We start from the raw sequence: 13,586 nt of genomic DNA, 5'->3' as shown, positions 1-13,586 counted from the left end.
TCCGCGCGCATGGCTTACTTGTCCACGCGGTTCGCGTTGGCGTACTCGACGATCTTGTCGAGCTGGGTCTGCGCGTCGGCCTCGCCGTTGACCGCGAGCGCGATCTGCTGCGTCATGTAGGTCGCCATGTCCGAAGTCCACTGGAACGGGAGGGCCTTGGCGTCCTGCATGGCGCCGAACACGGTGTCGATCGCCGCGAGCTGCTTCTCGTCCGTGACGGAGGACGCGATGTTCTCGACGACCGCATCGCCTCCGGCTGCCGTGCCGGGCGCGGTGCCGACGGCCAGTGAGGAGAAGGCGATCTGGTTCTCCTCGTTCGTCGCGAACTCGGCGAACGCGAGTGCGGCCTCCTTGTTGTCCGAGTCGGCGGAGACGTTGAGGCCCTGCACGTAGAGCGGGGCGACGCCGAGGCGCGGGGTCGCGACGGTGGTCTCGAGCAGAGCGGGGGCATCCTTCTGGAGGTCGGTCGTGAAGCCGGTGCCGCCGGTCGTGAACGCGACCTTCTCCTGGATGTAGGCCTCGGCGTTTCCGCCGTAGTCACCCGTCAGTGCCTCGGCGGGCATCGCGCCGGCCGCGTAGGCGTCGGCGTACTTCTCGATGATCGCGGCGGCCTCGGGGGTGTTGAAGTCGAACTCGCCCTCGTCGTCGATGACCTCCATGCCGGCGGCGGTGAAGGTGTCGAGCGCGGGGATCGAGGAGAGAAGCTGCACCTTGCCGCCGGATTCGGTGGCGACGTCCTCCGCGAGCGTGAGCAGGTCGTCCACGGTCGTCGGCAGGTTCGCTTCGGTGACGCCGAAGGGCTCCAGCTGTGCGAGGTTCCACCACGAGGCGTCGCTGGAGAGGTACCAGGGCAGACCATAGGTACCGTCCATGCCGGGGTACTGGCTGTACGCGTCCCACGCGCCGGCGTTGTAGGCCGATGCCAGATCGGGGTCGGCGGTGTCCAGGTCGACGAGCTTGCCGGCCGCGACGAGCGGGTAGGCGATGTCCGGCGGCAGGTTCAGCACGTCGGGGAGCGTGTCGGCGTTGGCCTGGCTCAGGATCTTCTCCTGGTAGCCGTCGCCCGGCTGGTCGAGCCACTCGACCGTGACGTCGGGGTGCTCCTTCTCGAACGCGTCGATCAGGCTCTCGAAGTACGGCGTGAACTTCTCGTTCTTCAGCGACCAGGTCTGGAACTGGATCGTTCCGCTCAGCTCGCCGGAGGTGTCGATCGGGCCGGATGCGTCCGAGGGGCCGCCGCCTCCCGTGCAGCCGGCGAGCGCCATGGCGCCGATCGTGAATGTTGCCAGAGCGACAATGCGTGCGGGAACTTTCATCGTGCTTCTTCCTCGAGGCGGGCGATTCGACGGTGTCCACAGTCCGCGGACTACAACGCTTTAGCAGATGAAACCATCCGATGCGCCCGCTGTCAAGGTGGGTGCGCAGTCTCGTCGGGCGGGCTGATTCCGACTGGATGGGTCTTGTTGCTCAAGCGCTATAGTTGTGCGACATGTCCTCGCCGGAGGGCTCTGTCGGAAAGGCCGGAACACATGACGCAGCGTGGCGCTCTCGATGCTCCCCTGAGATTCGGGGCGAACTACACGCCGTCGAAGGACTGGATGCACGCCTGGCTCGACTTCACCCCCGACGACGTGCGTCGCGACTTCGCGGCCCTCGCCGAGCTGGGCCTGGACCACGTGCGGGTGTTCCCGCTGTGGACCGTGCTGCAGCCCAACCGCACCCTGATCCGCCCGAAGGCGGTCGACGACGTGCGGGCCGTGGTCGACATCGCGGGAGAGTTCGGGCTCGACGCGAGCGTCGACGTGATCCAGGGCCACCTGTCGAGCTTCGACTTCGTGCCGGCGTGGCTGTCCACCTGGCACGACCGCAACATGTTCACCGATCCGAAGGCGCTCGAGGGGCAGGTCGCCCTCGTGGAGACCCTCGCCCGCGCGCTGGGCGAGGCCCCGAACTTCCTCGGTCTGACGCTGGGCAACGAGACCAACCAGTTCTCGGCGCACACGCATCCTTCGCCCTGGCCGGTCACGACCGACGAGGCCGGACAGTGGATCCAGGCGCTGCTCTCCGCCGCCGAGAGCGCGGCCCCCGGCCTCCCGCACGTGCACAGCGAATACGACGCGGTCTGGTACATGGACGGCCACGGCTTCACGCCGGCGCACGCCTCGCGTCTGGGCGCCATGACCACGATCCATTCCTGGATCTTCAACGGGACCGCGCAGCGCTACGGCGGTCGCTCGGTCGCCGCCGACCGGCACGCCGAGTACCTCATCGAACTCTCCCGCGCATTCGCGACGGACCGGGACCGACCGGTGTGGCTGCAGGAGGTGGGTGCTCCCTCGAACTGCCTCGACGAGAGCGAGATGCCCGGATTCCTGGAGGCGACGGTGCGGTCGGCCGCCCGCACCGAGAACCTCTGGGGGGTCACCTGGTGGTGCTCGCACGACGTCAGCCGCCGGCTCGGCGACTTCCCCGAGCTGGAGTACTCCCTCGGCCTGATCGATGAGAACGGGGCGGCGAAGCCTCTCGGGCGGCGCTTCGCCGAGCTCATCCCGGAGCTGCGGGCCCGGACGGCTCCTCCGGCGCGCGAGACGGCGATCGTGATCGACGTGGATGCGCGCGAGGTGCCGGTCAGTCGCGCGGCCCTGAGCCCGGGCGGCGCCGTGTTCCAGGCGTGGGCGGATGCCTGCGAGAGCGGCATCGACCCGACGTTCGTGACCTCCCGGGCCGCGCTCGACCAGGCAGCGCTGGACGCGCGCGGCATCCGCCGCCTGATCCGCCCCGACCTGTCGACGAACACGGTCGGCCGCTACGGCGCGGTCAACACCGTCGTGTCCGCCTGAGAGCAGTCGGACACGAACGCGGAGCCTGCCTCAGGCCCGCCCCGCCCCCGCCGGGGGAGCGGTGCTCTCGCGTGCGGTGAGCGTCGGGGTCGGCCCCTGCACGCTGGGGAGGTTCGTCCCCGCCTCGATCTGGCGCAGCAGCAGCGTCGCGGCCTGCTCGCCGAGCTCGAAGGTGTCGCGGGTCATGGCTGTGATCGACGGATTGATGAGCCCGGCGATCACCGAATCGTCGAAGGAGGCGAGCGAGACGTCGCGCGGCACGTGCCGTCCCATCTCCTGCGCGACCCGGAGTCCGGCGACCGCCATCACGTCGTTGTCGTAGACCACGGCGGTCGGGCGGAGGCGCCCGGAGAGCTGGGCGCGGGTCACGGCCGACGCGCGCGCGGGGGAGAAGTCGGTCGTGATCACCTCGCCCGCGACGCCGTCGGCCGCCATCCGCTCCAGCACCTCGGCGCGCAGCCGGGTGTGCTCGAGCTCGGCGGGACCGGCCACGTACGTGATGCGGGTGTGACCCAACGCGGCCAGGTACGAGAAGAGCGTCTCGGCCACTTCGTCGTCGCCGATCCACACGCTCGGCACGGCGCCGTCGGGAGACGGCTTCGAGCCGATCATCACCGCACGGGCGTCGAGTGCCGTGATGCGGTCGGCGCGCGGATCGTCGTCGCGGGGGTCGATCAGGATGATGCCGTCGACCTGGTTCGACGACCGCCACTGCCGGTGCACCTCCATCTCCTCGGCGATGTCGGCGACCAGGCGCAGCTGGAGGCTGACCTTGCTCTGCGACAGTCGCGACTCGATACCCGCGATGAGGTCGGTGAAGAAGGCCTCGGAGCCGAGGGAGCGGGCCGGGCGCGCGAGGGCCAGGCCGACGGTGTTCGCCCGGGCGCCCACCAGGGCGCGTGCCGCAGAGCTGGGCTGCCAGTGGTTCTCGGCGACGACGGCGAGGATGCGTTGGCGCGTCTCCTCGCTCACGCCGGGCCGGCCGTTCAGGGCGAACGAGACGGCGCCGGGGGAGACGCCGGCCATGCGCGCGATATCCGCGATCGTGACGCGTTTCCCCGGTGTCATGGCCTTCACCCTACTTGATCGTTTTAGACCTTCGGATGCGCCGTTCCGTGCCATAGGATCGTTTACTAGATCGCTTTAGTAGAGCCGATAGCATCGACATCGGCCGTCCGCACCGCGGGGCCCGTCGAGCACCACTCACCGTCGAGCCGGAGAACCACACATGCATGACGACACCTCGCTCACCGTCGGCCGCGTCAAGCGGGTCCTCGAGGAGCGCATCCGCCCGGCGATCCACTCGGCGTCCGTGCCGCTGGACGTCGAGATCCACGAACTGCCCGGCGAGCCGATCGCGCCCGCCGACGGCCTCGCCCTCGAGTTCGAGCCCGCGACGGTCGGCGCCCCCTGGGGCCCCGCGTGGGGGACGACCTGGTTCAGGCTTTCCGGACGCATCCCGGCCGCGTGGTCGGGACGCCGGGTCGAGGCGCTCATCGACCTCGGCTTCGACGTGAACATGACGGGTTTCCAGTGCGAGGCGCTGGCCTACCGGGCGGGCGGCCCGGACGCCGACCCGATCCCGCTGAAGAGCATCAACCCGCGCAACCAGTGGGTGCCGATCGCCGAGACCGCCGCGGGCGACGAGCCCGTCGAGCTCTACCTCGAAGCGGCTTCCAACCCCGTGCTGCTCGACTACCACCCCTTCCTGCCGACGCGGGAGGGCGACATCCTCACCTCCTCGAAGGAGCCGCTGTACCGGGCGCGGCGCATGGATCTGGCCGTGTTCGAGGAGGAGGTCTTCGCGCTGTCGCTCGACCTCGAGGTGCTGTTCGAGCTGCAGGCGGAACTGCCGGCGACCTCCCCGCGGCGCATGCGCATCCTGCAGGCGATGGACGACGCGCTCGACGTGCTCGACCTGCAGCACATCGTGGCGACGGCTCCCGACGCCCGCGCGCGTCTCGCCGATGTGCTCGCCGCCCCCGCCGAGGCGAGCGCGCACCGGATCTCGGCCGTCGGCCACGCCCACATCGATTCGGCGTGGCTGTGGCCCGTGCGCGAGACGATCCGCAAGGTCGCGCGCACCACCTCGTCGATGACGACCCTCATCGACGAGCAGCCCGAGTTCCAGTACGGCATGTCCAGCGCGCAGCAGTACGCGTGGATCAAGGAGCACCGTCCCGAGGTGTGGGAGCGGGTCAAGGCCGCGGTCGCCGCGGGACGATTCCTGCCGCTGGGCGGCATGTGGGTCGAGTCCGACACCGTGATGCCGACGGGGGAGTCTCTCGTGCGCCAGTTCTCGCACGGTCAGCGGTTCTTCGAGCGCGAGTTCGGCATCCGCTCGAAGGGCGTCTGGCTGCCCGACAGCTTCGGCTATTCGCCCGCCCTGCCGCAGCTGATGCGCCGGGCCGGATTCGAGTGGTTCTTCACGCAGAAGATCTCCTGGAACCAGCAGAACGTCTTCCCGCACCACAGCTTCCTCTGGGAGGGCATCGACGGTTCGCAGGTGTTCACGCACTTCCCGTCGATGGACACGTACAACTCGCAGCTCAGCGGGATGGAGGTCGCCAAGGCCTCGCGTCAGTTCAAGGAGAACCGGCTCAGCTCGCGGTCGATCGCTCCGGTCGGCTGGGGCGACGGCGGCGGCGGCACCACCCGCGAGATGGTCGGCAAGGCCGAGCGCCTGCGCGACCTCGAGGGCAGCGCGCAGGTCGTGTGGGAGCATCCCGACGTCTTCTTCGACGCCGCGAAGGCCGAGCTGCCGCATCCGGCGGTGTGGGTGGGCGAGCTCTATCTCGAGCTGCACCGCGGCACGTTGACCAGTCAGCATGCCACGAAGGCGCTGCACCGCTGGGCCGAGCACGCGCTGATCGAGGCCGAGCTGTGGGCCGCGACGGATGCCGTGCGCACCGGCGCGGACTACCCGCAGGCCGAGTTCGACCGCCTGTGGCAGGCCGTGCTGCTGCACGAGTTCCACGACATCCTTCCCGGCACCTCGATCGCGTGGGTGCACCGGGAAGCCGTGTCGGTGTTGTCGGACGTGCTCTCGGATGCCCGGGACATCGCGGACGCCGCCCGTCGCTCGCTCGCGGGCGACGGCGATCGTCCGCTGCGGTTCGAGCCGACGTCGGTCGGGCGCGGGCGTGCGCTCGGAGCGGCGTTCGTCGGCGAGTCCGCCGAGGCGCCCGTGTCGCTCACGGAGGAAGACGGCGGCTGGCGGCTGGAGAACGCGCTCGTCTCGGTGCTCGTCTCGGGCGAGGGACTCATCGTGTCGGCCGTCGACAAGGCCTCGGGGCGCGAGACCGTGGCGGAGGGCAAGGCCGCGAACCTGTTCCAGCTGCACCAGGACTTCCCGAACATGTGGGATGCGTGGGACATCGACCGGTACTACCGCAACAGCGTCGACGACCTCACGGCGGTCTCGTCGATCGAGGCGTCGACGGCCGGCGGCGTCGCGCAGATCGTGGTGACCCGTCCGTTCTCGGAGTCGACCATCACGCAGACGATCGTGCTCGCTCCGGACTCGCGCACCGTGCTGCTGCGCAACGACGTCGATTGGCACGAGACCGAGAAGCTGCTCAAGCTCGCCTTCCCGCTCGACATCCAGGCCACCCACACCGAGGCCGAGACCCAGTTCGGCTACCAGTCGCGCGTGACGCACACGAACACGAGCTGGGAGGCGGCGAAGTTCGAGACCTCCATGCACCGCTTCGTGCTCGTGCGCGAGCAGGACTTCGGGGCGGCGCTCGTGAACGATTCGATCTACGGCTACGACACCTCGCGGGAGGTGTCGGGCGACGCGGTCACGACGACGGTGCGGCTCTCGCTGCTGCGTGCTCCGCGCTTCCCCGACCCCGACACGGACCACGGCCGTCATGCGATCGAGGTCGGCTTCGTGATCGGTGCGGATGCCGCGATCGCGACGGCCGAGGGCATCCGCATCAACTCCCTTCCGTCCGTCCTGCATGGTGCGCGCGAGGTGGAGCCGCTCGTGTCGGTGCAGGGCGAGGGGATCGTGGTGTCGGCGGTCAAGCTCGCCGACGACGGCTCGGGAGACGTGATCGTGCGCGTGTACGAGGCGCTCGGCCGCCGCGCGGTCGGCGAGCTCGCGGTCGGCTTCGACCACAGCGAGGTGCGCGAGGTCAGCCTGATCGAGGATGACATCGACGAGGCGCGCCGCGGCGGCGCGCTGCGTCTGCGTCCGTTCGAGGTGCGCACGCTGCGCATCGTGCGCTGAGTCGTCGTCCCCGCGCAGCCGATGCGCGGGGACGACGCCGGGCAGGTGCGGGCGTCGGCGGCGGTCAGGTGGCGGGTGCCGGGTTGCGCGCGGCGGCGAGGAAGCTCTCGTAGTCGGCCAGCGACACCGCCGCGTAGGCGCGCGCCCAGTCGAGCAGGGCGCGCCCGACCACGCGCCCGCTGCCGATGTAGCCCGCCACCTCGGTCGCCGTCACGCACTGGCTGTGGGCGCGGGCGATCGTCGCCGCACAGGCCTGCGCGTAGCGCACGAAGGGGCCGTCGGCCAGCTCCTCGACCTCGATGCTCCCCTTCATGTCGTGGAACTGCCGCACGTAGAAGTCGGCGTTCGGGCCGCGCAGATGCCCGAGGAACGGATCGGAGAGCGCCTGCAGGATCCGCTGCATCGCCACGACGCGCGCGCCCTCACCCGAGGCGTCGATCACCTCCTGCACGGCGCGCGGCTGTGCGATCCCGCCGTACTCGACCAGCACGCTGCGCGACGCCTGCTTCGGCTGCATGAGCACCGTGTTGTCCTCGCCGTCCTGGAACAGCACGAGGTAGCAGCGGGTGCCCACGCTGCCCACCCCGACCACGCGGCGCGCCACGTCGCTGACCGTGTAGTGCTGGAAGAGCAGCGCGATGTCGGGGCTCGCGGTGCGGCGGTACTGGGCGACGAGGTCGTGCACGAGGGCGAGCAGTTCCGGGCCGACGGGAGTGGTCGTCGGCTCCTGGGGGAGGAAGCGGCGGCGGCCGGCGGCATCCACCTCGGTGAGTCGGCGGACGGCGCGCTCGCCCGTGCGGCGCTCGGCCTGCCGCACCGCGCCCCGGATCGCCTTGCGCGACGCCTTGTCGAGCATCCCGGTGGCGGACTCCACATCGAAGTGCGTGAAGTAGCGGGCGGTCGGGCTGAGCTCGATCGAGCGCGCGATGCCTCCCGCATACGCCTCGACCGCCGCGAGCACGGCGGCGTCGATCACGGCATCCGGCCTGCCCGTCGACTGCCCGCCGACCACGATGCTGGCCACGAGGCGCTTGACGTCCCATTCCCAGGGCGCCCAGGCCGCCTCGTCGAAGTCGTTGAGATCGAACATCAGGCTGCGCTGGGCGGAGGCGTAGAAACCAAAGTTCGAGACGTGGGCGTCGCCGCAGGAGGCGACGAGGATGCCGCTGTGCGGGGCCTGTGCCAGATCCGCCGCCATCAGCGCCGCCGTGCCGCGGTAGAACGCGAAGGGACTTGCCGCCATGCGCTCCGTGCGCAGGGGGACGAGCTCGGGGATGCGATCGCGGTTCTGTGCGGCCAGGATGCCGAGCGGATCGCGGGTGCCGCTGGGCGGTTCGGCCAGTGCGCTGCGCGGGGTGCGTTTGCGGGCGTCGAGGCCGCGGTCGAGGAGCGTGCGGCGCGAGGCCGGAGGGGCCCACGGGGTGGTCATGGGGTCATTGTGACAGGTGCGCGCGGGGGCGTCGATGGGGCGATCGGGCGGGTTTCGGGAGTGGGGTGTGGGGTGGTTCGGGGTGGGGAGTCGGGGTGCCGCTGCTTCTTCGACATGAAGCGGTGGTGTGTGCGCAGAAGGGGGTGGTTCGGCGCATAAAGGGCCGGGTCGCGTGACGTATCGGAATACTGCGTTGAGCTGGGCTTTTCGGGGTCGGAATGTCGGTGGTCCGGGGTTGACTGGGGGGTATGAACAGTGCTGCGGGGATCATCGATACGGTCGTGAACGGCCGTGGTCGTGTGCCCACCGACGCGATCGCCGCCCTGTCCGACGTGGAGAAGATGGAGTTGCTGCGGCAGGCGGGTGAGCTCCAGCGGCTCGTGGATGCGGTGGTGGTCGAGACCGTCGCGTCGGTCCCGTCGATTCCGGCCGGGTCGGGCACGCCGGGGTTCTGCGGGCTGTTCGGGTGCGCGACGATGAACGAACTGCTCCAGCGGGTCCTGCGCGTCGATGGGCGGGAGGCGGCACGGGTGGTGAAGGTCGCCGCCGGGGTGCACCGGGAGTTGAACCTCTCCACGGGTGGGTGGCAGCCGGCGTTGTTCCCGGCACTGCGGGAGGCGTTGATGGATGGGGTGATCGGGGTGTCGGGGTTCGCCGCGGCCACGGGGCCGATCCTCGGTGCGGGGCGGCGGATCACCGCCGAGGAACGAGCGGAGGCGGACGCGCAGTTGGCGGACCTGGCCCGCGGGGTGACAGCGGCAGACGGCGACGATGACGACGTGGCTCCGCCGGCGACTCCGGAGGACCTGCGGTTGTTCGCCCGCGTGATCATGGCGTATCTCGACCCTGACGGGGCGAAGCCCTCCGCAGAGACCGCGATGCGCGGGAGGGGTGTGCGGTTCGGGCGGGAGAAGAACGGACTGATCCCGTTGCACGGCGACCTGTTGCCCGAGGTCGCGGCGCAGATGCAACGGATCTGGGACGCGTACTTGAACCCGAAGGTCGACGGGCCGCCCCTTCCGGGTGTGCAGTTCACCCCGTCAGACGATGACGACTCGACATTCGGTGCGGACAAGTTCGAGGATGATGTCACCCTTCCATCGGCTGACGACGGTGGGATGGTCGATACCCGGACGCGGCCGCAGAAACAGCACGACGCCCTCGCCGCGGCGCTCGGGATCGCGGCGCGGCACGACGACATGCCCCGTCTGGGAGGTGCCGCACCGACACTGACCGTGTCCGTGACGGCGGAGGATTACGCGACCGGTCGCGGATGGGCGCACGTCGACGGCATCGACACTCCGGTGCCGGTTTCCACCGCCGCACACACCGCATGCGGCGGGACCGTGCAACGGGTGCTGTTCGACCCCGACGGCCGGATCGTCGGGATCGGGGTCACCGACCGCATCTTCACCATCCACCAGAGACGAGCCATCACCCTCCGCGACAAGGAATGCCTCATCCCCGGGTGTCACGTCCCCGCATCCTGGTGTGAGATCCACCACGTCGACGAACACTCCCGCGGCGGACCGACCCACACCGACAACGGCGTCGCCCTGTGCTGGCACCATCACCGCACCCTCGACACTTCCGGGTGGGAGATCCGCATGCAGAACGGGGTTCCGGAAGTGCGGGGCCCGGCGTGGTGGGACCCCGCCCGACGATGGCGCACACCGAGACCGGTTTTGCGGGCGGCGTGACGAGAGCACTCTGCCCTTCGCGGTGAGCGCTCCGCCCCTCGGGATCAGCGCGCCACGATTCGGGATGCGCTCCCCGCCTTCCGCGATGAGCGCGCCGCGGTCAGGCCGGAGGAAGCCGCAGGACGTCGGGGGATTCGCCGCCCGAGAGGTCGTCGGCGATGCGGATACTGCGCGCCAGGTCGTCCAATGCGCCGGAAAGAACGCCGAAGCGCTCGCGGTCGCTGCACACCGCGGTCAATGTCACCAGATGCGTCCCCGTGTCCCACGTGTAGGTCGCGAACGGCGGCGCGGCCGGCGACTCGGGCACGGGGACCACGAGCTTCTCGCCCGCACCGAGTCGGGTCGGGAACGACACCGTGTCGTCGTAGTCCATCGGCATCGATGCGCGGGCGATGCGCACCTCCGGCGTCAGCTGCTGTGCTGTGGCCATCGCCACGACGAGTTCCGGCTCCGCCTTCCACGTCCACACGAGCACGCGCCCGTCGGCCTGACGCATCATGAACGGAGCCGCCTGACTCATCGCCCAGGCGCCCAGCCGGGATCCGGGGCGCGCGGTCGCGCCGAGCGCGGTGTTCGCCTGCCCCAGCAGCATCCGGATCGCGGCCTTGCGGTGACGCCGCCCGCGCCAGCCCAACGAATCCGTCACGGGGGTCCACAGTGCGGGGTCGGCATCAGCAGTCAGTCGCATGCTTCCACGCTAGAGGGTCCGGCGGGAGGATGCCGGAGGATCTCCGCCGCCCCACGCGCAGTGATCGCCATCGTCGCGAACGCGAATGCAGCGGATGCCGGTACGCCTCGGCGGGACGATCAGGCCGCTCGGGTAGAGTGGCCAGCGCCCGACCAGGGCTCTCCTTGGCCGTCGTACCCGTTAGGCAGCATGTCAGACTCCTCCTCCGATCCGAGTGCTCCCGCGACCGGGGAGCGACCGTTGCGCATCCTGATCGGATGCGACACCTTCGCCCCCGACATCAACGGCGCCGCCCGCTTCGCCGAGCGCCTCGCCGCCGGTCTCGTCCAGCGCGGGCACGACGTGCACGTCGTCGCGCCCAACCAGGCGTATCGCCGGGCGGCCCCCCGCACCGAGGTGATCGAGGGTGAGCCGATGACCCTGCACCGCCTGCCGTCGGTGCGCTGGGCGCCCCACGACTGGCTGCGCTTCGTGTGGCCGTGGCGTGCGAAGCACTACGCGCGCTCGGTGATCGACCGCGTCCAGCCCGACGTCGTGCACATCCAGTCGCACATCGTGATCGGCCGCGGACTGGCGTACACCGCGCACGACCGCGGCATCCCGGTGATCGCCACCAACCACGTCATGGCCGAGAACATCCTCGACCACAGCACGTTCCCGAAGTTCGTCGACGACCGGGTCCTGAAGTGGGCCTGGGGTGACGCCAAGCGCACCTTCGACCTCACGCGCGCCATCACGACCCCCACCCGCCGGGCGGCCGACTTCCTCGAGAAGACCGTGGAAGTGCGCGGCGTGATCCCGGTGAGCTGCGGCATCGACCGCACCCAGTACACGCCCGTGATCGGCCCGCGCGAGCAGAACCGGATCATCTTCGTCGGTCGCCTCACGGCCGAGAAGCAGGTCGAGGTCATCCTGCACGCCATGACGAAGCTCGATCCGGCCCTCCGCACCACCTTCGACATCGTCGGCGGCGGTGACCAGCGCAAGCAGCTCGAGAACCTCGCCGCGAAGCTGGGCCTCGCCGACAGCGTCACCTTCCACGGACGCACCACCGACGAAGAGCTGCGCGCCCTGCTCTCGCGCGCCAGCCTGTTCGTGATCGCCTCGATCGCCGAGCTGCAGTCGATCGCGACCATGGAGGCCATGGCCTCGGCGCTCCCGATCGTCGCGGCGGATGCCGTCGCGCTGCCGCATCTCGTGCATGACGGCGAGAACGGCTATCTGTTCACGCCCGGCGATGCCGACGAGCTCGCCGCGCGCCTGACCGACGTGCTCTCGGCGGAACCGGCGGAGTACGAGCGTATGCAGAAGGCGTCTCTCGACGGCGTGCTCGTCCACGACATCAACCGCACGCTCGACACCTTCGAGGCGCTGTACCGCGACCAGCCGCTGCCCCAGTGACGATGCACATCGTCTTCTTCGGCGATCAGCACCTCGAGTCGCTCGGGGGAGCGCAGGTGTCGATGCGGTTGCAGCGCGAGTTCCTCGAGCGCGCCGGGCACACCGTGACCGTGGTCGCCCCGGCGATGCACGGACCTCGCGCCGACGCGTCGGCCGAGGCCACACGAGGGAACGTCGATCTGCCGTCCGTGCCGATCACTCTCGATCGCGAATACTCGATGACGTGGCCGGGCCGCGTCACCGACCGCCACCTCGACCGCGCCCTGACCCGGCGCCCGCCGGTCGACATCGTGCACGTGCAGGCCGACTTCTGGGGAGCCTTCATCGGCCACCGCTACGCGTATCGCCACGGCATCCCGGTCGTGCACACCATGCACAACCGCGTCGATGTCGGCATCGCCGCCGTGACTCCCCTGCATCGGCCCGTCCTGGGCGTCCTGAACCTCTGGGAGCGCATCGCGCTCCGGGGCATCGGCGCAGACTCGGGTGCGGGTACGGGTACGGGTATGGGTATGGGTACGGGTACGGGTGCCGGCACGCGCAGCGACGGCTGGGCCTTCCTCCGCGGCCTCGCCGCCGGTGCCTCCGCCGTCACCGCACCGTCGACGCATTTCGCACGGCGTCTCGAACAGCACGCGGTCTTCCCTGCGGTCGACGTGATCTGGAACGGCATCGACGACGACGTGCGCGATTCCACGCTCGCCGCAGCCCCCGCCCAGCGCGCGCCCGGGCGGCCGCGATTCGTCTGGCTCGGACGCATGAGCCCCGAGAAGCGGCTGCTGCCCTTCCTCGAGGCCTTCGTGGCCTCGGGTGTCGATGCCGACCTCGAGATCATCGGAGGGGGTGGTCAGCGGGCCGCGGCAGAGAAGATCGTGCGCACCCACCCGACGGTGCGCTTCGCCGGTCGACTGACCTACCCCGAGACGCTCGCCCGCATCGCCGCCGCCGACGCGCTCGTGCAGACATCGATCGGCTTCGAGACCCAGGGCATGACGCCGTTCGAAGCGGCGACGCTCGGCACCCCTTCGGTGATCAGCGACCCCGACATCGCCGCCGAGCTCGGAGGCGGACTCTGGGCGGTGCCGGATGCCGACGCCGACGAGCCCCGCCGCATCGCCGCGCTGGCCGAGACCCTGCGGGTCGCCGCCTCCGACATCGCCTCCGGTGCAGCCCCGACACCGGTCCCTGCGGTGGCCGAGGGATTCCGTCAGTCCTCGCGCACGGCCGCGATGATCGAGCTCTACGAGCGGGTGCTGACCGCTGCACGCTGATCGCCGGCCGCGAGGGGGCG

The 13,586-nt window shown here is 70.2% G+C and carries 9 protein-coding genes; 5 read left to right on the top strand and 4 right to left on the bottom strand.

The genetic code is table 11. The features are described 5' to 3' along the window. Positions 1–14: 14 nt before the first annotated feature. Entirely contained in the window at positions 15–1,316 is a 1,302-nt protein-coding gene (locus ACWA14_RS14765; RefSeq protein WP_463795003.1) for an ABC transporter substrate-binding protein, read from the bottom strand. A 213-nt stretch (positions 1,317–1,529) separates the two neighbouring features. Here ACWA14_RS14765 and ACWA14_RS14760 point away from each other — a divergent pair, with 213 nt between their 5' ends. Beyond that, on the top strand, positions 1,530–2,840 hold the full coding sequence (locus ACWA14_RS14760) for a glycoside hydrolase 5 family protein (RefSeq protein WP_463795001.1): 1,311 nt from the start codon (positions 1,530–1,532) through the stop codon (positions 2,838–2,840). A 30-nt stretch (positions 2,841–2,870) separates the two neighbouring features. On the opposite strand, the gene ACWA14_RS14755 is transcribed toward ACWA14_RS14760, so the two are convergent. Next, positions 2,871–3,908: a LacI family DNA-binding transcriptional regulator gene (locus ACWA14_RS14755; RefSeq protein WP_463794998.1), complete on the bottom strand. Its 1,038-nt coding sequence runs from the start codon at positions 3,906–3,908 to the stop codon at positions 2,871–2,873. A 160-nt stretch (positions 3,909–4,068) separates the two neighbouring features. On the opposite strand from ACWA14_RS14755, the gene ACWA14_RS14750 reads away from it, so the two are divergent. Then, positions 4,069–7,077 carry an alpha-mannosidase gene (locus ACWA14_RS14750; RefSeq protein ID WP_463794995.1) on the top strand — a complete coding sequence of 1,003 codons (3,009 nt, stop codon included), beginning with the start codon at positions 4,069–4,071 and terminating at the stop codon, positions 7,075–7,077. A 64-nt stretch (positions 7,078–7,141) separates the two neighbouring features. Here the strand turns inward: ACWA14_RS14750 and ACWA14_RS14745 are convergent, their stop codons facing one another. Beyond that, positions 7,142–8,506 (bottom strand): DUF2252 domain-containing protein, encoded by a 1,365-nt coding sequence (locus ACWA14_RS14745; protein WP_463794992.1) that lies wholly within the window; start codon positions 8,504–8,506, stop codon positions 7,142–7,144. Positions 8,507–8,754: 248 nt separating this feature from the next. Between ACWA14_RS14745 and ACWA14_RS14740 the strand changes: the two genes are divergently transcribed. Continuing rightward, positions 8,755–10,206, top strand: coding sequence for an HNH endonuclease signature motif containing protein (locus tag ACWA14_RS14740; RefSeq protein WP_463794990.1), 1,452 nt, complete (start codon positions 8,755–8,757; stop codon positions 10,204–10,206). Between the two features lie 100 nt (positions 10,207–10,306). Here ACWA14_RS14740 and ACWA14_RS14735 read toward each other — a convergent pair whose 3' ends face one another. Beyond that, positions 10,307–10,894 carry a hypothetical protein gene (locus tag ACWA14_RS14735; protein ID WP_463794988.1) on the bottom strand — a complete coding sequence of 196 codons (588 nt, stop codon included), beginning with the start codon at positions 10,892–10,894 and terminating at the stop codon, positions 10,307–10,309. Between the two features lie 189 nt (positions 10,895–11,083). On the opposite strand from ACWA14_RS14735, the gene ACWA14_RS14730 reads away from it, so the two are divergent. Together ACWA14_RS14730 and ACWA14_RS14725 are read left to right on the top strand one after the other, a co-directional pair. After that, entirely contained in the window at positions 11,084–12,295 is a 1,212-nt protein-coding gene (locus ACWA14_RS14730) for a glycosyltransferase (RefSeq protein ID WP_463794986.1), read from the top strand. 2 nt (positions 12,296–12,297) lie between these two features. Beyond that, entirely contained in the window at positions 12,298–13,566 is a 1,269-nt protein-coding gene (locus tag ACWA14_RS14725; RefSeq protein WP_463797452.1) for a glycosyltransferase family 4 protein, read from the top strand. Positions 13,567–13,586: the final 20 nt, after the last annotated feature.

It is taken from the genome of Microbacterium sp. TW_SC_2 (genome assembly GCF_055361165.1).
Note: the sequence above shows the minus strand (reverse complement) of the source record. Positions and strands in the feature narration are given on the sequence as shown.